This window comes from Flavobacterium sp. J372 (genome assembly GCF_024699965.1).
In the GTDB taxonomy this organism is placed as follows: Bacteria; Bacteroidota; Bacteroidia; order Flavobacteriales; family Flavobacteriaceae; genus Flavobacterium.
On the sequence record NZ_JAJOMZ010000004.1, the window covers coordinates 2,397,656 to 2,423,743 of the forward strand.

Here is a 26,088-nt window from a genome sequence, read left to right on the forward strand (position 1 = left end):
ATAATGTAATAAACTTAAGCCTCTGTAAATTTTATTATAAATATCATATCCTTTTTTAGGGATTAGTGACTAACATCATTTATATGTGTATTGAACTAAAATACTTTTGGTAATTACAGAATTCTTCATTTTGTAAATAGTATCGATGAAAGCATTTGTACAGAAATTCAGTGAAATCAGGCTGGGCGATAATGCCGGTATAGGCGGCAAAGCTGCCTTAATTGGTGAGATATCAAGCACCCTTAAGCCATTAGGAATAAATGTACCTGACGGATTTGCTGTAAATGTTGCTGCATTTAAGTATTTTTTCGAATACAATAAACTTGAGCCTGGGATCCAGGATTTACTAAATGAGACAAGCTTTACATCAATTGACGGCCCTGATCATGCTGCGGAAAAAATACGGTCTCTGATTATGCATTCCAAATTTCCTCCTGAACTGGAAAGCGCTATACTTTCTGCATATAATGATTGTTTTAACGGGAAAGATAAATCTGTAGCAGTAAGGTGCAGCCTGGCATGGGAAGGATACCCTTTTGAAAGTTTTGCAGGGCTTCATGATTCTTTCTTAAACATCAACGGCCCCTTTGCGCTAATTTATTCTGTAAAATGCTGTTACGCATCACTTTATATGGATATAGCATTAAAATACCGCAACAAAAAAGGCATTCCTCATAATAGCGTATCAATGTGTATATGTGTCCAGAAAATGGTACGCTCAGATATTGCCTGTTCAGGAACTGGATATCTTGCCGGGCCGGTACCGGGCAGCCCCGATACAATACATATTGTGGGCTCATGGGGCCTGGGTGAGTTTACAAAACACCCTGCTGTAATACCTGATGAATTTAGGGTTTTTCAACCTTTAAATATTAATGGCCAACCTGAAATTTTGAAACAAATGGGTAGCAAAAGCAGGATGATTGTTTATAATGAAAATGCAGCCGGAACAAACTCTACAATAGATATAACAACACCAAGGGAGATGAGAGCAGAATATGTACTTTCAGACGATGAACTAATTCAACTGTCTCACTGGCCCGGAATTATCGAACAGCATTTTGGTGTACCTATGGATTTTGAATGGGCAAAAGACGGAAATGACAAATTATTATACCTGGTGGCAGCGCGGCCAACGGTAACCACTAGTTTCAGTCCGGTAACATTTCAATATCCTGCTAAATTTAGCGTTTATAATACTCGGAAAAATACCATTTTTACGATATTTGGGGAAAATACTTTCCGATGAAACACGAAGCGCTGCTTACCGCTATTATTGACAATGCTATCGACGGGATTATAACTATTAATGAGCGGGGAATTGTTGAATCAATAAACCCTTCAGCATGCAGATTGTTTTTATACAGTCCCGAAGAAGTTATCGGAAGAAATATAAGTATGCTAATGCCTTCGCCCGACAGGGAAAACCACGACCAGTACATGCATAACTATTCTGAAACCGGCGTACCGCATATTATAGGCTACGGCCGGGACGTACTGGGGCGGAGAAAAGACGGGAATATTTTCCCTTTTCGCCTAGGAGTAAGCGAGGTAAGGTTTGAAGGGACACGTATTTTTGCAGGATTTATACATGACCTTAGCCATCAAAAAGAAGCAGAAAACCGGCTTATGCAGTACACGCAGCACCTTGAAGAGCTTGTGAAAGACCGCACACAGTCATTAAATGATACCATTGCTGAACTTACATATGCCAAAGAAGAAGTAAGCCATTCACTCGAAAAAGAAAAAGAACTTGGCCAGCTGAAGAGCCGGCTGCTTTCAATGGCATCACACGAGTTCCGCACACCCCTTAGCGCAGTACAGCTGTCAGCCTCACTCATTGAGCGTTATACGCAGGGAGAAAATGGCGAAAAAATTGAACGCCATGTTAACAAGATTAAAAGCGCTGTAAATAACCTCACCTCTATTCTTGATGATTTTCTGCACGTTGAAAAAGCTGAAGCAGGAAAAATTGTAGTGAACTGGTCTACATTCGACCTTGAAATATTCTGCCGTGAAATTACTGATGAATTGAAGCTGCTGGTTAAAAATAGCCAGGAAATCGTTTATACACATAATGGTGCGGCAAACCTGGTAAAACTTGATAAAAACCTGCTTAAAAACTGTATAATCAATCTTATATCGAATGCCATAAAGTATTCAGGTGACGACACATATATTGAATTTACATCTGCAGTACAGGAAAACGGCATAGAAATTACGGTAAAAGATAATGGTATAGGCATACCGGAAGAAGAACAAAAGCACCTTTTTGAGGCGTTCTTTAGGGCACAGAATACCGGTAATATTCCCGGGACGGGGCTTGGGCTTAATATTGCCGCACGATATGTAAACCTGATGAACGGTACCCTTACCTGCAAAAGTAAAATAAACGAAGGAACTGAATTTACAATACGATTTAACTATGACCAAAGTACTGCTTATTGAAGACAATAAAGACATTAGGGAAAATGTACTTGAAATTCTTGAACTTTCAGGCTATGAAGCTTTTAGCGCTTCAAACGGATTGCTGGGAGTTGAAGAGGCGTTAAAGCATGTGCCCGATATTATACTTTGTGACATAATGATGCCGGAGCTTGACGGCTATGGTGTTTTGGAAGCTTTAGGGAATTATGAACAGACCAGTGCGATACCATTCATTTTCCTTACTGCCAAGGCTGAAAGGCCGGATATACGCAAAGGCATGGAGCTTGGCGCTGACGATTATCTTACCAAACCTTTTGATGATACGGACCTTTTGAACGCTATAGAAAGTCGATTAAAAAAACGCGGGATACATCAGGTTTTCTACGGTAAATCTGCCCAGCAGCTTGAAGAAGTGATTTCCAAAAAAGATGGCTGGGAAGAACTGAAGAACATAATGGAAGACCGTAGCGGCAGGAAATTTAAAAAAAGCCAGCACATACATTATGAAGGTGACAGGGTAACCGGAATTTATTACATAATAAGCGGAGCGGTGAAAACAGTGAAGCTTACCGAAGATGGCCGCGAATTGATTACCGGAATTTACAAAGCCAACGATTATCTTGACCTGAACATAGTACTATCTCAGGAGACCTATGACGACACAGCAGTTGCCCTTGAGGATACTGTATTGAGTTTCCTGCCCGTTGAACAGCTTGATAAAATGCTTTACCTATACCCCGATGTAGGCGCAAAATTTATAAAAATGCTTTCAAACAACATTCGGGAAAGAGAAATGCGGCTAATGCAGATAGCTTATTACTCGGTTAGGAAAAGAATTGCCGAATGCCTTATACGGTTACTGCAAAAACATACTACAGGCGATAGTAATATTAAAATAAGCCGTGAAGATCTTGCTTCGCTTGCAGGAACATCGCCAGAGACAGTAAGCCGTACTCTTACCGATTTCAAAAGTGAAGGATTAATAGATAAAAGCGGAAGTAACATAAAAATTCTTAATCGTGATAAGCTCAACAGTATGAAGAATTAGCATGAGCATTCACTTTCAACAAATATGACTTAAATCATTATTGTAGAAAAACCTACAATTTATGCAAATGGCCCTGTGATGAGTGTCATGTTATAAGCAAACCTTCCTCCCCAATTTTGCTCCAGGTAATTGAGCAAATATGGACACTAAAAATTGTTTTCATTGCGGACTGGAAGTTGTAAAAAGAAATGAAATCATTTTTGATGATAAATCATTCTGCTGCAGCGGCTGCAAGACCGTATATGAGATATTCACTTCAAATGGCCTGGCCGACTATTATACGTTTGCACAGGCTCCCGGGGCTACCCCACAAGATAATAACGGCAAGTATGATTTTCTCGACAACGGGGCCATTGCAGAGAAACTCCTGGAATTTAAGGAAGAGGCAACACAGATTATTTCACTTTACATACCGCATATCCATTGCAGCTCATGCATCTGGATACTGGAAAACCTGCACCGACTTAATCCGGCCATCAGCAGCTCTCAGGTAAATTTCCCCGAAAAAAAAGTACGTATTATTTACAACTCCGCAGAGGTTTCCATGAAACAGGTCGTCCTGCTGCTGAGCAGGATAGGCTACGAGCCGTACATTACCCTTGAGAACTATGACAATAAAAAAAGCGCGTTGACCGTTGCCTGATCTATAAGCTCGGGGTTGCTTTCTTTTGCTTTGGCAATATAATGCTCCTCTCCTTTCCGGAATACTTTGAAGATGAGGAATTTTGGCTTAACAATTACCGCGGCTTCCTGAGGTGGCTGGTCTTTGCCTTGGCACTGCCCAGCTTCTTCTATTCAGCCAGCGGCTACTATGTATCAGCATGGAACAGCCTGCGCCGCGGCATGCTGAATATCGACATCCCGATAGCACTGGGTATTATCGTTATGTTTGTGCGTAGTACGGTTGACATTGTTATGGGTTATGGCCAGGGCTTTTTCGACAGCCTGGCGGGATTGGTGTTCTTCATGCTCCTGGGTAGGGTTTTTCAGCAGAAAACCTATAATTTCCTCTCTTTCGAAAGGGATTACAAATCGTACTTTCCCGTGGCAGTCACCAAAATACTTCCAGACAGGACAGAAGTTTCAGTCCCTGTATATGAAGTATCGGCAGGCGACAGGATAATGGTACGCAATCAGGAACTTATACCTGTTGACGGTATACTGGTAGGCGGAACAACGTCTATAGATTACAGTTTTGTAACCGGTGAGGCCGAGCCGGTAGCTAAAAAACCCGGGGATAAGCTATTTGCCGGAGGCAGGCAACTTGGCCCGGTTGTGGAAATGGAGATATTGAACTCTGTCTCCCAAAGCTACCTTACCCAACTGTGGGGTAATGCGGCTTTCGCCAAGAACCCCGAAAAGGATTATAAAACCCTGACCGATACCATCAGCCGGTATTTTACACCGCTGCTGCTTCTTGTTGCTTTTGCAGGATTTTTTTACTGGGTCCCCCGTGATACAACAACAGCCTTTAATGTTTTTACCGCTGTGCTTATCGTGGCTTGCCCCTGTGCCCTGGCTTTGAGCGCACCTTTTACGCTTGGTAATGTCCTGCGCATCATGGGGAAGAAGAAACTTTACCTGAAGAATGCAACGGTAATTGAGCAGATGGCAAAAATTGACACCGTAATTTTTGATAAAACGGGCACCATTACAACCAACGAAAAATCCAACATCCAATTTGAAGGTACAACTCCTGATAGCAGGCAGCTTTCCTTAATCAAGTCGGTGCTTAGGGGATCAAACCATCCCCTGAGCAGAAGGCTGTATGAAACCCTCCCGGAAGTTGCGCTGTTGCCGGTTGATGATTTTACGGAGATAACCGGCAAAGGTATCTGTGGCACAATAGAGGGTAATACCATTAAAATCGGATCCTCGTCTTTTGTGGGCTATAAAAGTGCCGACAGTATGCAGACGCATGTGCATGCATCAATAAACGGCGCCTATGTGGGACACTACATTTTTAATAATAACTACCGCGAGGGGCTGGCCGCGCTTTTTAAAGAACTCGCTGCAGGCTATAGGATAAAAGTGCTTTCGGGCGATAATGAAGGCGAGCGTGAGATCCTGAAAGAGATGCTGCCCGAGGGTGTTGAGCTTATTTTCAACCAGAAACCGGAACAGAAGCTCGCTTATATCGAGAACCTCCAGCGCAAAGGCAACAATGTGATGATGATAGGAGATGGCCTCAACGATGCCGGAGCACTTAAGCAAAGTAATGTGGGGATTGCCATATCGGAAAATATCAATGTCTTCTCACCCGCTTGTGACGGCATTCTTGACGCTTTTGAATTCAAAAAGATCGGATGGTTCCTCACCTACTCAAAGAACACCATCAAAACGATCAAGATGAGCTTCGCCCTGTCACTGGCGTATAATGTTGTGGGCTTGTCATTTGCAGTTACCGGAAATTTACTGCCGCTTGTGGCAGCCATTATTATGCCGCTCAGCACAATTACAATTGTGAGTTTCGTCACTATTTTGAGTAATTATTACTCGCAGAAAAAATCCCGATTAAGGCATCCCATGACAAATATCATACTTTATCCGGTTGCCCAACAATAGTTTTGTTAACAGAAAATTAAGAAGTATGAGCGTAATATTTTTATTGATCATCATCAGCCTTATCGTGGCATTGGTGTTCCTGTATGCTTTTATAAAGGCAGTAAGACAGGGCCAGTTTGATGACAGCTACACCCCTTCGGTGCGGGTTTTATTCGATGATGAAATTAAAAAAGAAACAAACACCACTAAGCAATCGTAATTATGGAAATGCAACAATTCTATTATGACAACAAAATTGTAAAGAAATTCCTTTATGCCACAATAGTATTTGGTGTGGTAGGGATGCTTGCCGGCCTGTTAATTGCGTCGATGTACATGTTCCCAAACCTTACCGACGGCGTGTCCTGGCTGAGCTATGGCAGGTTAAGGCCGCTGCATACCAATGCAGTCATTTTTGCTTTTGTGGGGAATGCCATGTTTGCGGGTATTTATTACTCTTTGCAGCGGCTTTTGAAAACGCGAATGTATAGTGACATTCTAAGCAACATTAACTTTTGGGGATGGCAGCTTATAATCGTCGCAGCGGCAATTTCACTGCCGTTGGGCTATACCACTTCAAAAGAATATGCCGAGCTGGAATGGCCAATAGATATAGCTATTGCCGTAGTATGGGTAGTATTTGGCATCAATATGATTGGCACAATCTTAAGGCGTAGGGAGCGTCACTTATACGTTGCAATATGGTTTTACCTGGCTACTTTTATTACCGTAGCCATCCTCCACATCTTCAACAGCCTTGAGCTGCCGGTGAGCGGCATGAAAAGCTATTCTGTATATGCAGGCGTGCAGGATGCGCTGGTACAATGGTGGTATGGTCACAACGCGGTTGCATTCTTTCTTACTACGCCTTTTTTAGGGCTTATGTATTACTTCCTGCCTAAAGCGGCTAACAGGCCGGTATACTCCTACAGGCTGTCAATAATACACTTTTGGTCATTAATATTCATTTATATCTGGGCCGGGCCGCACCACCTGCTCTACTCTGCCCTGCCCGACTGGGCACAGAACCTTGGCGTTGTTTTTTCGGTAATGCTCATTGCGCCGTCATGGGGCGGTATGATAAACGGCCTTCTTACCCTGCGTGGTGCATGGGACAAAGTACGCACCGACCCTGTTCTTAAATTCTTTGTGGTCGCTATCACAGGATACGGTATGGCAACATTTGAGGGGCCGATGCTTTCACTGAAAAATGTAAATGCAATCGCGCACTTTACCGACTGGATCGTGGCTCACGTACACGTTGGTGCACTTGCCTGGAATGGCTTTCTCACCTTTGCTGTGATATATTGGCTAATACCGCGTATGACGAAAACTACGCTATATTCTGTAAAACTGGCCAACTTCCATTTCTGGATTGGTACGCTGGGCATCATTCTCTATGCATTGCCAATGTATGTAGCAGGATTTGTACAGGCATCTATGTGGAAAGAATTTAATCCTGATGGCTCCTTGGTTCATGGTAACTTCCTTGAAACTGTAAAAGCTATTATGCCAATGTACTGGATGAGGGCTATAGGTGGAACCCTATTCGTAGTAGGGCTGCTTGTGCTGTGCTACAACATTATAATGACCGTAAAGCAGGGCCGCAAAATTGAAGATGAACTTGCCGAAGCGCCTGCACTGCAAAAGATAAGCAACAAAAGGCTTAAAGGTGAGAAATTCCACCCGTGGCTGGAAAGAAGGCCTATACAGCTTGCCATACTTGCAACCATTGCTGTACTTATTGGCGGGGTGATACAAATTGTGCCTACTATCATGGTAAAGTCAAACATACCAACTATATCAACAGTAAAGCCTTATACTCCGCTTGAGCTTGAAGGCCGCGACCTCTACATCCGTGAGGGGTGTGTGAACTGCCACTCACAGATGATACGCCCTTTCCGCAGTGAGGTGGAACGATATGGCGAATACTCGAAATCAGGTGAATATGTGTATGACCACCCGTTCCTGTGGGGCTCAAAACGTACCGGGCCCGACCTGATGCGCGTAGGCGGCAAATACAGCGACAACTGGCACTTTAACCACATGTGGGACCCTCAAAGTACATCAGCCGGCTCAATAATGCCTGCCTACAAATGGCTGTTTGACAACAAGCCGATGGACTATTCAGATATTGAAAAGAAAATGAAAGTTATGGTTCAGCTTGGAGTGCCATATACCGCAGAAGACATCGTAAACGCAAAACAAGCTATAGCCGGGCAATCTGCCAAAATTGAAAAAAGCCTGCATGCCGATCCTGACTTCGTGAAGAGTTATGAAGAAAGCAGAAAAGCGGCTGCTGCGCGCGGCGATGCTTTCATACCGATGAAAGACAGGGAAATCACCGCGCTTATTGCATACCTGCAGCGCCTTGGTACCGACATCAAGATTAAAAATACAACTGAAACATCTACCGCAAACCTTAAAAAATAAACCATGCTGAAGTTTGTAAAACACAATATGGAGAGCATCTCTGGTATTGAGATATTCCCGATAATATCGCTGCTCATCTTCTTTATTTTCTTTATCGCGCTTTATACATGGGTATACACCTACAAAAAAGACAAGATTAATGAGATGAGCCTGCTGCCTTTTGACAGCGAAAGCCCTGAAGATAAAAACAGCTAATACCAACACCAATGAAAAAGTTATTTCCGTTTTACGTGAGGATACCCGTATTTTTTGCGCTGGGATTTGCGCTTACAGAGTTTTTTATTGACTCGGGCGATAGGCCTGCATTCCTTAAATATCCGTTGGTTTCACTGTTTCTTTTGGTATTGCTGGTAGTGATTATAACCGTTGAGGTGGTTGTAGCGGCTGTTGACAGGGTTACGTATGCCCTGCTTACCGAAGAGCAGCGAAAGAAGCTTGAAGAGGAAGAAGCCATGAGCATAACCGAAAAAGCATGGTTTAAGAAACTTAAAGGCTTTTTTGTTACAGAGCAGCCGCGTATTGAAGATGAGGGCACTATAATGATGGATCACAATTATGATGGTATTCACGAGCTGGATAATGTACTGCCACCCTGGTGGGTTAAGCTTTTTACGGAACCATTATTTTCGGCGCGGTTTATTTAGGCTATTATCAAATAGCATCGGGCAATGACCAGACATCAGAGTTTAGTGTTGAAGTGGAAGAGGCCCGTATTGCAGTTGAAGAATATAAAAAAACTGCAAAAGACCTTATTGATGCCAATACAGTGACCCTGCTTACTGATGCAGGTGACCTTGCATCGGGGAAGAAAATTTTTGAGGCCAACTGTATTGCCTGCCATCGCGCTGACGCCGGCGGAGCCATAGGACCAAATCTTACAGATAACCATTGGCTGTTGGGCGGCGGTATCAAAAATGTATTTAACACTATAACCAAAGGCGGGCGCGACGGTAAAGGTATGGTTGCCTGGCAGGGAACCCTTAAGCCATCAGAGATACAGCTTGTTGCCAGCTATATATTGTCTCTTAAAGGGAGCAACCCAAAAGATGCAAAGGCGCCTGAAGGCGATGTATATATTGAAGAGCCTGCCACGAAAGCTCCTGAGGTGGCTGCTAATATAAAATAGTTTTAATAATGGCTATAATGCAGGATGAAGAGTTCCGCGATCATATCGGGACAATAAATGAAGAGGGTAAACGGGCCTGGGTATTCCCCAAAAAACCATCAGGTAAGCTATATACTTACAGGAAGCGGGTGAGTTACATCCTGCTCACTTTCCTGTTTGCCGCTCCGTTTATTAAAGTTAACGGCAACCAGTTCCTAATGTTCAATGTTTTGGAGCGAAGGTTTAATATTTTCGGGTTTCCGTTCTGGCCGCAGGATTTTTACCTGTTTGTAATTTGCATGATTATAGGGGTAGTTTTTGTGGCGCTGTTTACAGTTGCTTTTGGCCGTATCTTTTGCGGATGGATTTGCCCGCAGACTATCTTTATGGAAATGGTTTTCAGGCGCATAGAATACTTGATAGATGGCGACCGCAATGCGCAGATAAAACTGGACAAGCAGGAATGGAATGCTGAGAAGATAAGAAAGAGAACGCTTAAATGGTTCGTCTTTTTTATAATATCCTTCCTGATTGCTAATGTATTCCTGGCCTACCTTATAAGCAGCGATGAGCTTATCTTAATGGTTAAAGACGGGCCATTTAAACACTTGGGCAATTTTATAGCGCTGCTCATTTTTACCGGTGTTTTTTACTTTGTATTTGCCTGGTTCCGGGAGCAGGTATGCATAATTGCGTGCCCCTACGGCAGGCTGCAGGGAGCCCTTCTTGATAATAAAACTATTGTTGTAGCTTATGACCACGTGAGGGGTGAAAGTACGGCAGGGCGCGGGAAAATCATAAAAAATGAAGACAGGCTGCTAGCCGGTAAAGGTAACTGTATAGACTGCAAGCTTTGCGTAAGCGTTTGCCCCGTAGGCATTGATATACGAAACGGTACGCAGCTGGAATGTACCAACTGTACTGCTTGTATTGACGAGTGCAATACCATAATGGATAAAGTTGGTTTTGAGCGCGGACTTATACGCTATGCCAGTGAAGATGAAATTGTAAAAAAGAAAAGTTTGTCTTCACGACAAGGATGAAAGGCTATACTGCAGTTTTAGTAATCCTAATCGGGATATTTACAGGCCTGATGTTCATGCGTAATGATATAGATGCTACAATACTCCGCCTGCCGGGACAGCTTTTTGAGCACAAAGGAGGCAAAATAAGCAATGTGTTTACCTACAAACTGGTAAACAAGACAATGCAGGATTTTGAGAATGTGCATATAGAACTTGCAGGCATTAAAGGCGAGGTTAAAACAGTAGGGAAACCTGAATTTAAAATTGCTAAAGAAGGTACTGCCCAAGGCACAATGTTTATAGAAATAGACCCTGCATTGCTGAAAAGAGATAAAACAAAAATTACACTGGAGGTATATGATGGTAATAGGTTGATTGATACTGAAACCACAAACTTCTTAGGGCCACGAACCTTTAATTAATTAGTATGAAAATAAACTGGGGTACGGGAATAGTAATCGCATTCGGGCTATTTATGAGCTTCATCCTGTTCTTTGTGTTCAGGGTACAGTCTGACAGTAAATATGACAATGAGCTTGTAGTAGAAGATTACTATAAGCAGGAACGGGTGCTTGAAACGCGGCTTGAAAAAGAGCACAATGCAGCCGGCCTTGAGCATAAGCTTCTGATCACTGATACGGGAAAGGATATTAAAATAATATTTCCTGAAAGTTTTGACTATAAAAAAATAAGCGGTAAAGTGTCCCTTTACAGGCCATCGGCACAAAAGCTTGATTTTGAAATGCCTGTTTTATTATCATCTCCGTATTTGCTCATACCTAAGCACGGGCTTGCCGGTGGCCGCTGGGACATTATTGTTGACTGGAAATACCAGGATAAAAACTACTTAAGTAAAGAAAAGCTAAACTTGTAAAGGCATGCTCTATTCTGCACTCATCCTTGGGTTGGTTTCAAGCCTGCACTGCATCGGCATGTGCGGGCCAATAGCCATGATGTTACCCGTGGACAGGAAGAATCCCGCTAAACAAACGTTGCAGCTACTGCTTTACCACGCCGGAAGGCTATCGGCTTATGGCAGCCTCGGCCTGCTATTTGGCCTGTTGGGAAGCAGCTTTTGCATGGCAGGCCTGCAGCAGGAACTTTCTGTTATGGCAGGAATCATTATGATCACCATAATCCTGATTCCGGAAAAAGCTTTTGCAAAATATAATTTCTCTAAACCGGTATACAAAGTAATATCAAACATAAAATCTGGCCTTGGCAGCCAGTTCAGGAAAAGGAATCTTAAAGCTTTTTTCATGACAGGACTACTCAATGGCTTTTTGCCATGCGGATTGGTATATGCAGCGCTGTTTGGCGCCATAGCCATGCAAAGCACAAGCCTGGGAATGCTTTATATGGTATTATATGGAGCGGGCACCATTCCGCTGATGAGCCTTGTTGTATATTCTTCAGGCTTTATAAAAAACAGCTCAAGGGCATGGTTCAGCAAAGCCGTACCGTATATGGTTGTGTTGGTAGGAGCGCTATTTATAGTGCGTGGCCTGGGGCTTGACATTCCCTATATTTCACCCGGAAGCCTTAGCCTATTTGTGCAGCAGGCACCGCACTGCAAATAAAAAGCTTCCTTTTCAGGAAGCTTTTTATTATACCGTCATTGAAAACAGTTGCGTGTCGGGTTTGCGGCGCTTGAGCCTCAGGTCAAATGCCATACATATGTTGCGGATGAAGGGCTTTCCGTATGCTGTAACCATCAAAAATTTATTCCCCAAAATCAGCAGCCCGTCATTTTGAAACTCTTCAAGCCTTTCAACTACTTCAGGCAATTCATCAAAATAAAGGTCGGCTGCATGCCAATCCGTTTCAAAGTTGCACATAAGGTTAAGGATATGCCGGCGCACTATTAAGTCTTCATCATTCAGCACATGACCTTTAAATACCGGCAACTCGTTATTTTCAATACGTTTGTAATAATCTTCCAGGTTCTTTTCGTTTTGTGCAAAGCTGTACCAGCTGTCGCTTATTGCAGAAACGCCCAACCCTACCATAACTTTTGTTTTAGAAGCGCTGTAGCCCATAAAATTACGGTGCAGTGTTCCATTTTCAAATGATGTAAACATACTGTCAGTATCAAGCGCAAAATGGTCCATCCCTATCTCGTGGTATCCGTGCATCATCAATAGCTCCTTCCCTATTTCATATAGCAGGCGTTTCTCGTCATCTTTAGGCAGGTTGTTCTCGTAAAAACCCCGCTGGCCGGTGCCTTTAACCCATGGTATATGTGCATAACTATAAAATGCAATCCTGTCGGGCTGCAGGGCTTTTGTTTTTTCAATTGTATCAGTAATAGATTCGATGGTTTGAAACGGCAGCCCAAAAACAAGGTCGTGGCTTATTGATGTATATCCTATTTCCCTGGCCCATGCAGTTACATCTGCCACGTTTTTAAGCGGCTGTATACGGTTGATGGCTTTCTGTACTTTTAAATCATAATCCTGCACCCCAAAGCTTACCCTGCGGAAACCCAGGTTGTAAAGGGTTTGCAAATGTTCGCGAGTAGTATTGTTTGGGTGGCCCTCAAAGCTGAGTTCATAACCCGGAGCAGCATCGGCAAGCTCAAAAATTCCGCCTATCAGCTTTTTCAGATTTTCAGCAGTAAAAAATGTTGGGGTACCTCCGCCAAGGTGCAGTTCCTTTATACGCGGCCGTGAGCGGAAAAGGCTGCGGTACATAGCCCATTCTTTAAGCACTGCATTAATATACGGCAACTCTACCTCGTGCCTTTTAGTAATCCGTTTGTGGCACCCGCAAAAAGTGCACATGCTTTCACAAAACGGAAGATGGATGTAGAGGCTGATCCCTTCAGAACTATTCGTTTCATTATACGACTGTATGAGTGTTGATTCCCATTGATCAGCACGAAATTTATCTTCATCCCAGTATGGCACTGTAGGGTAACTGGTGTAACGTGGTCCCGGTACATTGTACTTTCGCAGTAATCGCTTTCTCATAAAGAATGGTTTTCGGCAAAACTATATATGTGCCTTCACTGATAAAATGATGATTATCACTAAGCTGTGTGTAAAATATAGCCCTGCTTGTTTAAGTATGATGCACATCATTTTTGTAGAAAATCGTCAGATGTAGATTTGCATAAAAATTATAAGATGCCGATATATACAACAGCTGCGGAAGCGGTAAAACTTATACAATCAAACACCAGGATATATGTACAGGCTGCGGCTGCAACCCCTTCAATACTTACCAAAGCATTGGCCGAAAGGGCCGGTGAACTAAGGAATGTAGAGGTATGCCATTTACACACTGAGGGTGATGCGCCGTATGCCGACCCGCAACTGGCAGACAGTTTTCATGTCAATTCATTTTTTATTAGCAAAAACGTCCGCCATACACTGGCAGCGGGCAATGGGTCATACACACCGGTATTTCTGAGCGAACTGCCTAATCTTTTCCGAAGGAATATTATTGCCCTTGATGCTGCTTTTATACATGTGTCTCCGCCTGACAGCCACGGTTACTGTTCTTTAGGTGTTTCTGTTGAGGCAACACTGGCGGCCATAGAAAACTGTAAGCTTGTAATTGCACAGGTAAACCCCCAAATGCCCCGCACCTTTGGCGACAGTATCATACATATTTCAAGGATAAATTATGCGGTTGAAGCTGATGTACCTATCCACTTGCAGCACGCCGTGGCCGTATCGGAAACCGAAGGGCAGATAGGGAAGTTCGTGGCCTCGCTTATCGATGACAAAAGTACACTTCAGATGGGTATAGGGTCTATACCGAATGCTGTACTTGCAAACTTAGGTAACCACAAAGACCTCGGCCTGCACACCGAAATGTTTTCTGACGGTGTAATAGACCTTATTGAAAAAGGTGTGGTAAACGGCAGGTATAAAGGCATAGGCAAAGGCCGGGTATTGGCGACATTTCTCATCGGTACAAAACGGTTATATGATTTTGTAGATGACAACCCTTTCATTGAAATGCGTGAATCATCATACGTAAATGATACTGCGTTAATACGCAGGAACCCAAAGATGGTAGCGATCAATTCCGCTATTGAGGTGGACATTACAGGCCAGGTCTGTGCTGACTCAATTGGGATGAAAATGTACTCAGGAGTTGGCGGACAGATGGACTTTATAAGAGGGGCCTCCTTAAGTGATGGAGGAAAAGCCATTATAGCCCTGCCATCAGTTACCAAAGCCGGTGCAAGCAGGATCGTGCCATTCCTTAAACAGGGCGCAGGAGTAGTTACCACCCGCGCCCATGCACAATATGTAGTTACAGAATATGGTATTGCAGAACTTTACGGCAGAACGCTTAAGCAACGCGTAAAAGCCTTAATTGATATTGCACACCCGGACCATAGGGAAAACATTGAGAAGCAGTATATTAATTCAGTGCTGTCTTTAAGCTTAACGTAATAATTATTGCAGTTAAATAGCCTTAACGAATTTTAATGTTGACAGCCCTTTTGGTGAAAGTACCCTGAGCCAATATACACCTGATTGTAGCTGCTTTACATCTATAGTTGATATTTTTTCAGAGGTTCCTAAAAACTGTTTTACCTGTACAGTCAATTATACTCACCTCTTCAATCGAAATATTTTTATCATTGCTGATCACCAAAACATCAGAAACCGGATTAGGATACACAACGAACAATTGCTCAGGCACAGCGGTCGCGCCCAGTACCGGGCAATCTACAGGCTGGGGTGTATTTTGAGGAGCCGCAGCGCCTATCCCTAATTCACCATACATATTAGAACCCGAGGTAAGGACGGTCCCCTGATTTAAAAAAGACTGAATGCAGTTCACCACCGTCAGCGCCTGACCAGCCTGATTGTGTCCCGATTTGCACTGGCACCGCTCTGTTCACAACAGAACCATCACCCAACTGACCATGAGTATTCTGCCCCCAGCCCCAAAGGGTATTATCTTCTTTTACGGCGAATATATGGTTTGTACCCCCTGTTGCAGTTTTCCAGTCAGACATATTGTTTACAAGTGTAGGCACTGCTTTATAAGTTGAACCGTCATTTATGCCTAATGCATGGGTATTGTTATTTCCCCAAACCCATAATTTACCTTCGGCGGTTACAGCCAGGCTGTGTCTCCCCCCGGCATCAACACTCTTCCATTCATTGGCGGCAAGACTCATTATTTGGGTTGGCGTATTTATCTCTGTACCAAACCCTGCAGTACCCTGCCCCAACTGGCCTGAAAAATTATATCCCCATGACCATAGCGTGTTGTTTGTTTTGACAGCAAGGGTATGGAAGGTTCCTGCAGCTGCCTTTTTCCAGTCATTTGCATTACCTACCTGAACAGGCGCATTTGAGTGTATGTAAGATCCGTTACCTAACTGCCCGAAATCGTTCCTTCCCCAGCCCCAAAGCGTACCGTTACTTTTAATGGCGAAAGAGTGTGCACCACCGGCATTTATAAATGTCCAGTCAGTATCAGTACCCACCTGTTCAGGTATATTGGTTATATTACCTGAAGGAGCTCCTAGCCCAAAATCATTACGCCCCCAAACCCATAAGGTCCCGTTGGTTTTAAGGGCGATTACAAATCCGTAGCCTGCAGATATTGAGTGCCAGTCTGAATCTTCACCCACCCTTACAGGCATATTTTGGTCTTCAAAAGAACCAACACCTAATTGTCCGCTCTCGTTATGGCCCCACGCATAGAGCGTTCCGTCTGTTTTTAGCGCCACGCAAAAATCGGCGCCCGTACTTACTGCCTTCCAGCATTGCGTATGGGCAATTGTTGCCCAAAATAAAAGTAGCAGAATCTTTTTCATAGCTTTTTTTAGGTCAAATTTAGTAATCTTAAAGCTACAAGCCAATAATTTAAAGATTCTGTGTGCGAAACAAAATGTATCAAATCATTAAGCAGCTTCCACCAAATTGTGATAGAATGTATTTACAGAAACAGGTAAAAGTTATTCGTTTGTTAATGTTTAGGGCTAAGTTTGCCACCCGGGTTATCATTTTTTAAATTTGATGTAATCAGATTTTAAATGCACAGCCAGTATATCCATGAGTAAGCATAATGAAAAAACATGACAAGCTTTCATATAAAGATGTTCGGAATTTTTTTCTGCCAATAAAGCAAGAAGACGGGTTTTTGAAAAGGATATTTAAAAACACCTCTTTTTATATCGCAGCGCTTTTATTTTTGCTAAGCAGTGTTCTTTTAATCGCAGCTTTTGTAATCGCTTCATGATAAGAAGGCTATTTGATAATCTTTTCATCGCCTATATACTAATCTGGATATCAGTAAAGATTTTACGGTATTTAGAAATATCAGGCGGGCTTTTAAATTCTTACCTGACAGACCTGATAGCTGTACCGGTATTTGCCCATATAATCTTAATTGTAATGCAGCTATTACTAAATAACAGACAGTATAAGCTGACTCTCACGTTCATGTTATTTCTTGCGCTGTATACAACGCTGGTATTTGAGGTGCTGGCGCCATTAACATCCCCTGTTTATGTTCGTGATCCTGTCGATGCACTATGTTATTTATTGGGCGCAATATTCTATTATTATGTTCATCAGCCGCGCGTTTTCCTTTAAATAGCTTAGTAAGGTATAATTCATATACTTTGGCGTAAAGAATTCCTTAACAGTAGGGGACTTCGTTTTTCTATAACTTTATTATAATCCTAATGATAAAGAATATGGAAAGCAGCGGCCGCAGGAAATCAGCTAAAGGTTCTTCACCGAAGCAGGCATCATCTAAGATGCCTAAGGATATAAAACCCATGCTGGCAACATTGGTAAATGAGCCGTTTGACGACCCCGGCTGGACGTATGAAGTAAAATGGGATGGCTACAGGGCTCTTGCATATATTGAAAATGGTAAGATAGAGCTGTCTTCACGCAACAATAAATCATTTACCGAAAAATATTATTCATTGGCTGAAGCATTTTCACAACTGAATATAAACGCTGTGCTTGACGGTGAGATACTTGTGATTAAAGAAAATGGTAAAGCTGATTTTGGCGCTTTGCAAAACTGGCGCAGTGAAGCCGACGGGCATCTGGTTTATTATGCGTTCGACATTTTATGGCATGACGGGAAAAACCTGATGGAAGTGCCGCTAAGCGAAAGGCAGGCAGTTCTGCACCGTGTACTTCCTAAAGATAATGACAGCATCCGGCAGAGCACAGTTTTTACATCAAACGGGCTCGAGTTCTACAAAGCTGCAGAAAAAATGGGCCTGGAAGGCATAATGGCTAAGAAGGCTGACAGTACATATATCCCCGACAACCGCTCAAAGAACTGGCTAAAGATCAAAGTAAACCAGCGGCAGGAAGTTGTTATTGCCGGATATACACGTAATGAAGGATCTAATAAACTGTTCAGTTCATTGTTGTTGGGAGTGTATGAAAATGGCAAGCTGGATTATGTAGGTAAAGTTGGCACAGGCTTTACTCAAAAACTTCAAAAGGAAATGATGGAGATGTTTCGGCCGCTTGTTGTAAATAAAAGTGCGTTTGGTTATGAGCCTGACATAAACAAGCCATCTCGCTTCCGCCCTAACCCGCCTAAAGCTGTTGCCACCTGGCTGAAGCCTGAGCTTGTATGCGAAGTGAGTTTTGCCGAAGTAACGTCTGACGGCGTTTTTCGCCATCCGTCTTTTGAAGGTATGCGAACTGATAAGAAAGCGAAAGACGTTGTGCGTGAGACAGCTGCAGAGACAGAAACTGTAACAGCGCCTGAAAGTAAACTGGTATTGGCGCCTAAAAATAGCGAGCGTAAAACCCTGCTGAACCCGAACGAGGAAACTCAGGTGAAGGCCATTTGCGGGCACAATATTAAGTTCACTAACCTGAGCAAGGTTTACTGGCCGGATGAAGGCTATACCAAGCGCGATATGTTCAATTATTACTACCGGATGGCCGAATATATACTGCCGTACCTGAAAGACCGCCCACAGACGCTGTATCGCTTTCCCAACGGTATTTACGGCAAGAGTTTCTACCAGAAAGATGTAAAAGGTAAAGCGCCTGACTGGGCAAAAACCTACCCTTACACTACAAGCGATGGCGAGGACAAAGAATTCCTTGTCGGCGATAACGAAGACACACTGATGTGGATTGCCACTTTAGGCTGCATTGAGCTAAATCCCTGGTTTAGCCGGATACAAAACCCAGACAATCCTGATTATTGCGTAATAGACCTTGACCCTGCTGAAAAAACAACTTTTGAACAGGTGATACACGCTGCCTGCGAAGTTAAAACGGTGCTTGATGAACTCAATATACCCGGCTTTGCTAAAACGTCCGGTTCTACAGGCATCCATATTTATGTTCCGCTTGGTGCCAGGTATAGCTATGACCAGTCACAGATGTTCGGTAAACTGATAGTATCTATAGTGCACAACCGCATACCTGAATTTACAAGCCTTGAACGGCAGATAAAAAATCGCAAAGGCAACATGTATCTTGACTTTTTGCAGAACAGGCCCGGAGCCACTATTGCAGGCCCCTATTCACTACGCCCTAAACCCGGCGCCACTGTTTCAATGCCATTGCATTGGGATGAGATAAGAAAAGGACTGACCATGAAAGACTATACCATTAAAAATGCTGTTGAACGTGTGCGTGCCGAAGGAGACCTGTTTGCCGGCGCCCTTGGCGAAGGCATTGATATGGAAAAAGCGCTGGCAAAAGCGCAAAACCTATTATAGTGTATATTTGTGTATGGATAATTATAAAATACCCGCACAAACATCAATTGGACACGTGCATTTAAAAGTTGCAGATCTGGACCGTGCGCTTCAATTTTATTGCGGGCTGCTCGGCTTTGAAGTAACAACCATGTATGGTACTGATGCTGCTTTTATATCTGTTGGTGGCTATCACCATCACATTGGCCTGAACACATGGTATAGTAAAGGCGCAGCGCCTGCAAGTCAGCGTGGTGTAGGGCTATTTCATACTGCAATCTTATACCCCACACGGCGTGATCTGGCAGCCATACTACACAGATTACAGCAATCAGGCTACCCGCTTACAGGTGCAGCGGATCATGGTGTTTCTGAAGCGTTGTACCTTAATGACCCTGACGGAAATGGTGTAGAGCTGTATTGGGATAGGCCAAAAGAGCAATGGCCTCAAAAAAGAAGACGGTTCTTTAGAGATGTATACAAAACACCTCGACCTTCAGAACCTGTTGGCAGAATTAGATAAATAAAAAAAGCCTGCGATGTGCAGGCTTTTTATTATATCTGTGGCAATGTTAATCCAACTGGAAAGAGATGTTTACGTTTGCCGTGATTTCTATTTCACCTACAGCAAGTGTTTCACGCTGCGGGGCTGCATCTGCTTTCATGGCATACATTTCAGTACGCATTACAGGGTAATAGGTTTGCGTATTATCTGTAACCATCAACGCCTTACCTGCCTTTTGGCCTAAAGCTGTCGCATAATCATTTGCTTTGCCCCTCGCTGCCTGTACAGCTTTACCGCGGGCTTCACTTTCATACTGCGCTTGTTTAGATGTACGGAACTCCACACCATTTATTGTGTTTACCCCAGCATCGGTAAGTCCCATCATAAGGTTGTCATATTTAGTAAGGTCCTTTAGGGTTATCACTATAGTTTGTGATGCCGTAAAAGAATTATATTTCTTTTTTTCAAAATCATAATTGCGATTTAGATTTACTCGCCTTGTCTGGTAATCGCTTGCCGGTAAGCCGGAGCTTTTCAGGAATTTTACAACGGCATCAATGCTCGCGTCGTTTTTCTTCTTTACTTCTGCGGCATTAGCGCCAACATTCTCTACACCTACAGTAATGATAGCCTGGTCAGGCACAACTTTTACTTTACCCTCTCCTGTTACATTAATCTGTGGCGGCATTTTGTCGGTTACCTGCGCGTTTGCTATTGTGCTTACAACTACAAACAATACTAAAGCAATTTTTTTCATGGTTATGAGTTTTAATTTTCTGTAGGAATTTCAAATTGCGTGCCAGCTTTAAATCATGTCAGATTTTTCCCAGCTTAGCCAGCACAAATAGTAGTATAATCGGTATCAGCAAAAGCACAACCATCAATGTATTATCGTAAATCATTTCAGGCATTCGTGACAGTGTAATTATATATCCGCCCAGTGCACCGCCAAAATGTGCGGTATGGCCAATGTTGTCATTCTTAGCCCGCATTCCGTAAATAGAATAAAGCAGATACCCTATCCCGAATACATATGCCGGAATCCCGATAAAAAAGAAAAGCCCGATAGTCATATCAGGACGTAATAGTATTGATGAGTACAGCACGCCCGTAACCGCACCCGAGGCCCCTATAGCCCTGTAATTATAATCATTTTTATGGAAGTACAATGTCAGGAGGCTTCCGCAGAAAAGGCTTGCCAGATAGATAAGCACGAATGGGAGCATACCCATGTAAACGATTACCACAGGCGCGAAAAAATACAGCGTAAGCATATTAAATACCAAATGCATCACATCTGCATGCAGAAAAGCCGATGTAAACATGCGGTACTGCTCACCTGCCCTTATACTTCCTATGTGAAATTCATATTTCCTGAAAAACGAAATGTCATTAAAACCTTTGTAGCTTACCAGCGCATTGGCGCCAATAATGAGAAACATTACTATGTTATTATCCATTACTCAATTTTGATGTGTAAATTTAGGCATAACCCGCCATATCCTAAAAAATAGTTTGTTTGCAATTATAAAGTATATTTGTAAAAAATAGTTAATGCACTACCTGGCGTTTATCATTATTTACCCCATCCTGCTTTTCATCTCGATACTGCCTTTCAGGGTACTGTATTTTTTTTCTGACCTGGCTTATGTTTTAGTATACTATATCATTGGTTATAGGAAAAGCACCGTTCGGCTTAACCTCAAGCTAACACTACCGCACCTGTCTGGCCGCGATCGCCTGAAAATCGAGAAAAAGTTTTACCATCACTTCTGTGACACGTTTGTGGAAATGATAAAGACCATGACCATAAGTGATAGGGAGATAAACAAACGCTTTAAGCTGGAAAATATGGAACTTGTAACAGAGTTTGAGAAAAAAGGCAAGAGTGTGGTACTCATCTGCGCGCATTACGGGAGCTATGAATGGCTGTTGGTTATGAACCGTTTCCTGACTACGCACAAGGGTTTTGGCATTTATAAAAGAATCAATAATAAATACTTTGATAAACTGGTAAGAGATATCCGCGGAAAGTTTGACGCTGAGCTTATTGATACTAAAGAGACCATACCGGTAATGAAAGACAATCAGCGAAAGGGTATTCTTGGGTACTATGGCTTCATCAGCGACCAGTCTCCCAAAATACACCGTGTGCCCTATTGGGGCCAATTTTTCGGGATGGAAGTACCGGTACACGCCGGGGCTGAAATGCTCGCAAAAAAGCTGGATATGAATGTAATGTTCGTGAAAGGAAAAAAAGCAAGACGCGGCTATTACAGCGCTGAGTTTATTCCGTTTGAAGGTACACCGAAAGACACACCGCTATACGAAATTACAGACCGTTTCCTGAGGCTTCTGGAAGAACAGATACGCGAAGTGCCGGAATACTATTTATGGACACACAAGCGCTTTAAACATCGCCGCAACGACCCGCCTGCTACAAACGGAACCACTGCTTAACCATACTATCCTCAACCGGGCGCGCTGCATTATGCACAAACTCATTACTCGCCGGGTTATACTGGTAATCCTTTGCCCAATCAGGGTGGTTTTCAGCCAATTGTTTTATGCTTTTACAAACATATTGTATCTCGGCATTTGTTGTGGTCGGGTGAATTGACATACGTATCCATCCCGGTTTTTCTTTCAGGTCACCGCAGCTTATTTTCTCGGTAAGGTAATTGGACTGCTCCTCATCTACGTGCAGCAAGTAGTGCCCGTAAGTACCGGCACAGCTGCACCCGCCGCGTGTTTGTATACCAAAACGGTCATTAAGCAGCTTTACGCCAAGGTTAAAATGCAGGCCGTCAATGTAAAATGAAATTACGCCTAGCCTGTTTTTGTGCTGGGGTGCCAGGAGTGTAAGATTAGCAACCTGCTCAAGTTGGGCAAAAGCATAGTCAATGAGTTCCTTTTCCCGCTGAAGTATTTTCTCCACGCCCATCTGCTCTTTCAGCTTTATGGCCAGTGCAGTTTTTATGACTTGCAAAAAGCCCGGAGTACCGCCATCTTCGCGCTCTTCAATATCGTCAAAGTATTTATGGCCGCCCCATGGGTTTGTCCATTTTACAGTGCCTCCTCCGGGATGGTCGGGTACCGTATTACTATAAAGTTTTTTATTGAAGATAAGCACACCGCTTGTACCGGGGCCGCCAAGAAATTTGTGCGGTGAAAAGAAGATGGCATCGAGCCACGCCTCACTGTCGGCCGGATGCATATCTATGTGTACATATGGCGCAGAGCAGGCAAAATCTACAAAGCAAAGGCCATTGTTCCGGTGCATCAGTTTTGCAACTTCATAGTATGGCGTTTTTATACCGGTTACATTGCTGCATGCTGTTATAGAAGCAATCTTAAGCGGATGATCTTTATACTTTGCAAGCAACGCTGCAAAACTGTCAAGGCACAGCAAACCTTCAGGGCATGCCGGTATGATTTCTACTCTGGCAATAGTTTCGAGCCATGATGTCTGGTTGCTGTGGTGCTCCATGTGCGACACAAACACTACCGGCCTTGCCTCGTCAGGAATATTGGTATAGCCCCTTAACTGTTCAGGCACTTTTAGCCCAAGTATACGCTGAAATTTATTGATGACTCCTGTCATGCCTGTACCATATGTAATCAATACATCATCAGGGCCGGCATTTACGTGGTGCTTTATAATGTGCCTGGCCTCATGGTAAGCGTTAGTCATTGCCGTACCGCTTACCGTGGTTTCGGTATGGGTGTTGGCAACATAAGGGCCGAATTCATTTATGATCTTCTCTTCAATTGGGCGGTAAAGCCTTCCACTGGCAGTCCAGTCAGTATAAACCATGCGCTGCATGCCGAACGGCGATGGAAACTCCTGCCCTATACCAATAATATTTTTTCGGAAAGGAAGAAAATATTGTTCCAGTTCTGTACCAATCATTGTTTGTTCTGAAGTCAGCATTGCATTAAGCCTTTATGTTGAAGCAAAGATAAAGATTTTAGTATTGAGATATTAGTATTGAGTGTTGAGATTCTTCCAGAAACCTATTACACAGAGGTTCACAAAGAAGACACAGAGACTCACAGAGCTTTCGGAGTTTGTGATTTGTGATTTGGAATTTCACACTTATATACCCATCTCTATCTGGAAACGCACATACCAGTTTTGCTTTGATGTCCCGTCAAAATAGTCAAGGTCGTCAAGTGTCAATTCCATTTGGGCTTTAAAGGCATGCTCCCATATATATTTGGTAACCCCGAGGCTGAATTGTTTTGCATCAGGAGCAAAAGCCTGTATGTCACGGTGAACATCCTGTGTTGAGAACCTGCCTATAACTTCATAATTTGAAGGAAACAAATAGCTCGCCTGGTAATCAAACCCGTGGCCGGTAAAAACATATTCTCTATCGGTTATGTCATCAGGATTATACGTCACCGGATTTTTGGCAATACGCTGCATATAAGCTGCCATAAAAGCCCAGCCGTCATATTTAAACATAGCATCAGCAAGTATTGAGCGCATGTCGCGCTTTTCAAACAAGTCATTGCCCAGTTGGCCTTGCGTGCGGCGTGCCTTATTGTTGTACTGGTAGGCCCCGGATATCATAAGCTTTGGTGCCTGCTCCCGCATAAGGTCTCCTTCAAAATAGGTGCCGTCTTTGGTAAACGCCCCAAATGGAAAGAGTTCTGCCTTACCGGTATACGCCAGCCCGTTATCAGGCTCGTCAGTACTATTACGGCCTTCTCCCATAGATATAGCGCCTTTAAAGTTATAGCTAAACTTATCTTTAAACTCATTAAGATTATGTACCTGAAAACCAAAATCACGGTCAATAGTAAAACGCGCGTTGTTTATTGTCCTGTCTGTAAGCTGCAAACCCCCTGAAGAATTTACCCTCTGCCTGTTGCCCGGAAGCTTTGTCTGCCCGAAGCCAATGTTCCAATGGCGGTTTGGGCGGTAAAAAATCATCGCATCCCTTATTATATTTATGTTTTCGCCTTCACGCACTTCGCCAACATCTCCTGGTGCAAAAGATAATTGCAGTGCATATAAGAATTTCGGGTTACCCACATACCCGTCAAACCTCAGGCGAAGGCGTCGAATCTGTCCGTCTATTGCAGCTTCTTCATCTTCTTCCTGCAGGTAGGTTACCCTGTTTTGCATCCGGAATCGTATATTGAGCTGGAAAAGGCTGTCAGGTGAGGTTAAGCCTAATCCTTTACCATAGTTGTAGTAAGGCAGCGCCGAAAGTTTAAGGTCATTATCGGTAGTTGTACGTTTTATATCAATCTGAGACCAGACAGAAATGCTTATGAGCATCATTAACAGCAGCAAAATTTTCTTCATTAGTTGTTACTTTTAATTTATGATGCTGTAATTTTGCGCCGGGAATCTGGAAAATTTTAGTAATCCTGCAAAAACAGCCATAAGCGTTAATTTTTCGCAAACTTAATATTAAATTTTCCATGCCAATGTTATCATATTATTACCATTTAGAAAATTTAAAGTTATGCCTGTATATATAGGATATCATTTTACAATAATACCAAAAGACCCCGGAGCTGAAATTTTGCTTGCCGAACTGGGCGAACTTCCTTTTGAAAGTTTTGAGGAAACAGAGAACGGCCTGTCAGCTTATATTCAAAAAGAATTTTGGAATGAGGATATTCTTAAGGATGTTTTTATCCTGAAATCGGATGAGTTTAAAGTTCAATATACTCATGAAGATATTGAGCAGGTAAACTGGAATGAAGAATGGGAAAAGAATTTTGAGCCGATTGCAGTAAATGATGAGTGCTATGTGCGGGCACCATTCCATGAAAAGAAAGATGTGAAGTATGATATTGTGATTGAGCCTAAAATGAGCTTTGGCACAGGCCATCATGAAACTACGTTTATGATGATACAGCACCTGCTTGAAACTGATGTTACCGGTATGAAAACACTTGACATGGGCTGCGGTACTGCGATACTCGCCATACTTGCCGAAATGAAAGGCGCCAAGCCTATTGATGCCATAGATATTGACAACTGGTGCTACCTTAACTCTGTTGAAAATGCAGAGCGTAATAATTGCAGCCATATAAGCGTTTATGAGGGTGATGCGGCACTGCTTCAAGGTAAAAGCTACGACCTGATTATTGCAAATATCAACAGGAATATTTTGCTTCAGGATATGAAGCAGTACGCAGATTGCCTGAATAAAGGGGGGCTTTTATTATTGAGCGGCTTTTATGAAGAAGACATGCCGTATATTGATGAAGCGTGTTCTGCCAACGGCCTTGAGTTTGTAAAAAAGCACCAAAAGAACAATTGGGTTTCTTTGAAATATAATAAATTAGCCTAAATAATTA

The 26,088-nt window shown here is 43.0% G+C and carries 24 protein-coding genes and 2 pseudogenes; 18 read left to right on the forward strand and 8 right to left on the reverse strand.

Features of this window, described 5'->3' with window-relative positions; genetic code table 11:
- Window positions 1-145 precede the first annotated feature (145 nt).
- From LRS05_RS11910 to LRS05_RS11960, 12 genes and pseudogenes are all read left to right on the forward strand, one after another.
- A complete protein-coding gene (locus LRS05_RS11910) occupies window positions 146-1,249 on the forward strand; it encodes a PEP/pyruvate-binding domain-containing protein (protein ID WP_257868527.1) in 1,104 nt (367 codons plus the stop codon).
- Window positions 1,246-2,448 carry a PAS domain-containing sensor histidine kinase gene (locus tag LRS05_RS11915; RefSeq protein ID WP_257868528.1) on the forward strand — a complete coding sequence of 401 codons (1,203 nt, stop codon included), beginning with the start codon at window positions 1,246-1,248 and terminating at the stop codon, window positions 2,446-2,448. Before LRS05_RS11910 ends, LRS05_RS11915 begins: the two co-directional genes overlap by 4 nt.
- On the forward strand, window positions 2,426-3,475 hold the full coding sequence (locus tag LRS05_RS11920) for a response regulator (RefSeq protein WP_257868529.1): 1,050 nt from the start codon (window positions 2,426-2,428) through the stop codon (window positions 3,473-3,475). The genes LRS05_RS11915 and LRS05_RS11920 overlap by 23 nt, the downstream gene beginning before the upstream one ends.
- 139 nt (window positions 3,476-3,614) lie before the next feature.
- Window positions 3,615-6,040, forward strand: a pseudogene (locus LRS05_RS11925) (heavy metal translocating P-type ATPase metal-binding domain-containing protein).
- 25 nt (window positions 6,041-6,065) lie between these two features.
- Window positions 6,066-6,239, forward strand: a complete 174-nt coding sequence (gene ccoS / locus LRS05_RS11930) for a cbb3-type cytochrome oxidase assembly protein CcoS (protein WP_257868530.1) — start codon at window positions 6,066-6,068, stop codon at window positions 6,237-6,239.
- A gap of 2 nt (window positions 6,240-6,241) precedes the next feature.
- Window positions 6,242-8,452, forward strand: a complete 2,211-nt coding sequence (gene ccoN, locus LRS05_RS11935) for a cytochrome-c oxidase, cbb3-type subunit I (protein ID WP_257868531.1) — start codon at window positions 6,242-6,244, stop codon at window positions 8,450-8,452.
- Between the two features lie 3 nt (window positions 8,453-8,455).
- Complete coding sequence (locus LRS05_RS11940; protein WP_257868532.1) at window positions 8,456-8,647, forward strand: CcoQ/FixQ family Cbb3-type cytochrome c oxidase assembly chaperone; 192 nt, start codon at window positions 8,456-8,458, stop codon at window positions 8,645-8,647.
- Window positions 8,648-8,658: 11 nt separating this feature from the next.
- Entirely contained in the window at window positions 8,659-9,096 is a 438-nt protein-coding gene (locus LRS05_RS17350; RefSeq protein WP_308224920.1) for a cbb3-type cytochrome c oxidase N-terminal domain-containing protein, read from the forward strand.
- Window positions 9,097-9,149: 53 nt separating this feature from the next.
- Entirely contained in the window at window positions 9,150-9,578 is a 429-nt protein-coding gene (locus LRS05_RS17355) for a c-type cytochrome (RefSeq protein ID WP_308224922.1), read from the forward strand.
- An 8-nt stretch (window positions 9,579-9,586) separates the two neighbouring features.
- Window positions 9,587-11,004 (forward strand): annotated as a pseudogene (ccoG, locus tag LRS05_RS11950) (cytochrome c oxidase accessory protein CcoG).
- Between the two features lie 5 nt (window positions 11,005-11,009).
- Window positions 11,010-11,456 carry a FixH family protein gene (locus LRS05_RS11955; protein ID WP_257868533.1) on the forward strand — a complete coding sequence of 149 codons (447 nt, stop codon included), beginning with the start codon at window positions 11,010-11,012 and terminating at the stop codon, window positions 11,454-11,456.
- A 4-nt stretch (window positions 11,457-11,460) separates the two neighbouring features.
- The gene (locus tag LRS05_RS11960; RefSeq protein ID WP_257868534.1) at window positions 11,461-12,162 is read left to right on the forward strand and encodes a sulfite exporter TauE/SafE family protein; all 702 of its coding nucleotides are present in this window, start codon (window positions 11,461-11,463) and stop codon (window positions 12,160-12,162) included.
- 27 nt (window positions 12,163-12,189) lie between these two features.
- Here LRS05_RS11960 and hemN read toward each other — a convergent pair whose 3' ends face one another.
- Window positions 12,190-13,554 (reverse strand): oxygen-independent coproporphyrinogen III oxidase, encoded by a 1,365-nt coding sequence (hemN, locus tag LRS05_RS11965; protein WP_257868535.1) that lies wholly within the window; start codon window positions 13,552-13,554, stop codon window positions 12,190-12,192.
- A 156-nt stretch (window positions 13,555-13,710) separates the two neighbouring features.
- Here hemN and LRS05_RS11970 point away from each other — a divergent pair, with 156 nt between their 5' ends.
- Window positions 13,711-14,994 (forward strand): acetyl-CoA hydrolase/transferase family protein, encoded by a 1,284-nt coding sequence (locus LRS05_RS11970; RefSeq protein ID WP_257868536.1) that lies wholly within the window; start codon window positions 13,711-13,713, stop codon window positions 14,992-14,994.
- 12 nt (window positions 14,995-15,006) lie between these two features.
- Here the strand turns inward: LRS05_RS11970 and LRS05_RS17685 are convergent, their stop codons facing one another.
- From LRS05_RS17685 to LRS05_RS11980, 3 genes are read right to left on the reverse strand one after another with little or no spacing between them, the layout of a single operon-like run.
- Window positions 15,007-15,150: a T9SS type A sorting domain-containing protein gene (locus LRS05_RS17685; RefSeq protein WP_374707774.1), complete on the reverse strand. Its 144-nt coding sequence runs from the start codon at window positions 15,148-15,150 to the stop codon at window positions 15,007-15,009.
- Window positions 15,113-15,331: a T9SS type A sorting domain-containing protein gene (locus tag LRS05_RS11975; protein ID WP_257868537.1), complete on the reverse strand. Its 219-nt coding sequence runs from the start codon at window positions 15,329-15,331 to the stop codon at window positions 15,113-15,115. The genes LRS05_RS17685 and LRS05_RS11975 overlap by 38 nt, the downstream gene beginning before the upstream one ends.
- A 1-nt stretch (window position 15,332) precedes the next feature.
- On the reverse strand, window positions 15,333-16,376 hold the full coding sequence (locus LRS05_RS11980) for a hypothetical protein (protein ID WP_257868538.1): 1,044 nt from the start codon (window positions 16,374-16,376) through the stop codon (window positions 15,333-15,335).
- 421 nt (window positions 16,377-16,797) lie between these two features.
- Here LRS05_RS11980 and LRS05_RS11985 point away from each other — a divergent pair, with 421 nt between their 5' ends.
- The 3 genes from LRS05_RS11985 to LRS05_RS11995 all read left to right on the forward strand — a co-directional run bounded on the left by LRS05_RS11985 (window position 16,798) and on the right by LRS05_RS11995 (window position 19,779).
- Window positions 16,798-17,157: a hypothetical protein gene (locus tag LRS05_RS11985; RefSeq protein ID WP_257868539.1), complete on the forward strand. Its 360-nt coding sequence runs from the start codon at window positions 16,798-16,800 to the stop codon at window positions 17,155-17,157.
- A 92-nt stretch (window positions 17,158-17,249) separates the two neighbouring features.
- The gene (ligD, locus tag LRS05_RS11990) at window positions 17,250-19,277 is read left to right on the forward strand and encodes a DNA ligase D (RefSeq protein WP_257868540.1); all 2,028 of its coding nucleotides are present in this window, start codon (window positions 17,250-17,252) and stop codon (window positions 19,275-19,277) included.
- 13 nt (window positions 19,278-19,290) lie between these two features.
- Window positions 19,291-19,779 (forward strand): VOC family protein, encoded by a 489-nt coding sequence (locus LRS05_RS11995; protein ID WP_257868541.1) that lies wholly within the window; start codon window positions 19,291-19,293, stop codon window positions 19,777-19,779.
- 49 nt (window positions 19,780-19,828) lie between these two features.
- Here LRS05_RS11995 and LRS05_RS12000 read toward each other — a convergent pair whose 3' ends face one another.
- Entirely contained in the window at window positions 19,829-20,518 is a 690-nt protein-coding gene (locus LRS05_RS12000) for an SIMPL domain-containing protein (RefSeq protein WP_257868542.1), read from the reverse strand.
- A gap of 58 nt (window positions 20,519-20,576) precedes the next feature.
- Window positions 20,577-21,221 carry a rhomboid family intramembrane serine protease gene (locus tag LRS05_RS12005; RefSeq protein WP_257868543.1) on the reverse strand — a complete coding sequence of 215 codons (645 nt, stop codon included), beginning with the start codon at window positions 21,219-21,221 and terminating at the stop codon, window positions 20,577-20,579.
- A gap of 94 nt (window positions 21,222-21,315) precedes the next feature.
- Between LRS05_RS12005 and LRS05_RS12010 the strand changes: the two genes are divergently transcribed.
- Window positions 21,316-22,221 carry a lysophospholipid acyltransferase family protein gene (locus tag LRS05_RS12010; protein WP_257868544.1) on the forward strand — a complete coding sequence of 302 codons (906 nt, stop codon included), beginning with the start codon at window positions 21,316-21,318 and terminating at the stop codon, window positions 22,219-22,221.
- Here the strand turns inward: LRS05_RS12010 and LRS05_RS12015 are convergent.
- Together LRS05_RS12015 and LRS05_RS12020 are read right to left on the reverse strand one after the other, a co-directional pair.
- The gene (locus LRS05_RS12015; RefSeq protein ID WP_257868545.1) at window positions 22,199-23,695 is read right to left on the reverse strand and encodes an aminotransferase class V-fold PLP-dependent enzyme; all 1,497 of its coding nucleotides are present in this window, start codon (window positions 23,693-23,695) and stop codon (window positions 22,199-22,201) included. The genes LRS05_RS12010 and LRS05_RS12015 overlap by 23 nt on opposite strands.
- Window positions 23,696-23,860: 165 nt before the next feature.
- Complete coding sequence (locus tag LRS05_RS12020; protein WP_257868546.1) at window positions 23,861-25,081, reverse strand: OprO/OprP family phosphate-selective porin; 1,221 nt, start codon at window positions 25,079-25,081, stop codon at window positions 23,861-23,863.
- A gap of 163 nt (window positions 25,082-25,244) precedes the next feature.
- Here LRS05_RS12020 and prmA point away from each other — a divergent pair, with 163 nt between their 5' ends.
- Window positions 25,245-26,081 (forward strand): 50S ribosomal protein L11 methyltransferase, encoded by an 837-nt coding sequence (gene prmA / locus LRS05_RS12025; RefSeq protein WP_257868547.1) that lies wholly within the window; start codon window positions 25,245-25,247, stop codon window positions 26,079-26,081.
- Window positions 26,082-26,088: the final 7 nt, after the last annotated feature.

What these genes read in the sequence shown, in the direction of transcription:
- LRS05_RS17350 (WP_308224920.1), top strand. Translation starts at nt 8,659, where the DNA reads ATGAAAAAGTTATTTCCGTTTTACGTGAGGATACCCGTATTTTTTGCG.
- LRS05_RS11975 (WP_257868537.1), bottom strand. Translation starts at nt 15,331, where the DNA reads ATGTATGGTGAATTAGGGATAGGCGCTGCGGCTCCTCAAAATACACCC.
- LRS05_RS11970 (WP_257868536.1), top strand. Translation starts at nt 13,711, where the DNA reads ATGCCGATATATACAACAGCTGCGGAAGCGGTAAAACTTATACAATCA.
- LRS05_RS11985 (WP_257868539.1), top strand. Translation starts at nt 16,798, where the DNA reads ATGATAAGAAGGCTATTTGATAATCTTTTCATCGCCTATATACTAATC.
- LRS05_RS11915 (WP_257868528.1), top strand. Translation starts at nt 1,246, where the DNA reads ATGAAACACGAAGCGCTGCTTACCGCTATTATTGACAATGCTATCGAC.
- LRS05_RS11940 (WP_257868532.1), top strand. Translation starts at nt 8,456, where the DNA reads ATGCTGAAGTTTGTAAAACACAATATGGAGAGCATCTCTGGTATTGAG.
- LRS05_RS12020 (WP_257868546.1), bottom strand. Translation starts at nt 25,081, where the DNA reads ATGAAGAAAATTTTGCTGCTGTTAATGATGCTCATAAGCATTTCTGTC.
- LRS05_RS11995 (WP_257868541.1), top strand. Translation starts at nt 19,291, where the DNA reads ATGGATAATTATAAAATACCCGCACAAACATCAATTGGACACGTGCAT.
- LRS05_RS12015 (WP_257868545.1), bottom strand. Translation starts at nt 23,695, where the DNA reads ATGCTGACTTCAGAACAAACAATGATTGGTACAGAACTGGAACAATAT.
- LRS05_RS11960 (WP_257868534.1), top strand. Translation starts at nt 11,461, where the DNA reads ATGCTCTATTCTGCACTCATCCTTGGGTTGGTTTCAAGCCTGCACTGC.
- hemN (WP_257868535.1), bottom strand. Translation starts at nt 13,554, where the DNA reads ATGAGAAAGCGATTACTGCGAAAGTACAATGTACCGGGACCACGTTAC.
- LRS05_RS11980 (WP_257868538.1), bottom strand. Translation starts at nt 16,376, where the DNA reads ATGAAAAAGATTCTGCTACTTTTATTTTGGGCAACAATTGCCCATACG.
- LRS05_RS12000 (WP_257868542.1), bottom strand. Translation starts at nt 20,518, where the DNA reads ATGAAAAAAATTGCTTTAGTATTGTTTGTAGTTGTAAGCACAATAGCA.
- prmA (WP_257868547.1), top strand. Translation starts at nt 25,245, where the DNA reads ATGCCTGTATATATAGGATATCATTTTACAATAATACCAAAAGACCCC.
- ccoS (WP_257868530.1), top strand. Translation starts at nt 6,066, where the DNA reads ATGAGCGTAATATTTTTATTGATCATCATCAGCCTTATCGTGGCATTG.
- LRS05_RS12005 (WP_257868543.1), bottom strand. Translation starts at nt 21,221, where the DNA reads ATGGATAATAACATAGTAATGTTTCTCATTATTGGCGCCAATGCGCTG.
- LRS05_RS11910 (WP_257868527.1), top strand. Translation starts at nt 146, where the DNA reads ATGAAAGCATTTGTACAGAAATTCAGTGAAATCAGGCTGGGCGATAAT.
- LRS05_RS11920 (WP_257868529.1), top strand. Translation starts at nt 2,426, where the DNA reads ATGACCAAAGTACTGCTTATTGAAGACAATAAAGACATTAGGGAAAAT.
- ccoN (WP_257868531.1), top strand. Translation starts at nt 6,242, where the DNA reads ATGGAAATGCAACAATTCTATTATGACAACAAAATTGTAAAGAAATTC.
- LRS05_RS11955 (WP_257868533.1), top strand. Translation starts at nt 11,010, where the DNA reads ATGAAAATAAACTGGGGTACGGGAATAGTAATCGCATTCGGGCTATTT.
- ligD (WP_257868540.1), top strand. Translation starts at nt 17,250, where the DNA reads ATGATAAAGAATATGGAAAGCAGCGGCCGCAGGAAATCAGCTAAAGGT.
- LRS05_RS12010 (WP_257868544.1), top strand. Translation starts at nt 21,316, where the DNA reads ATGCACTACCTGGCGTTTATCATTATTTACCCCATCCTGCTTTTCATC.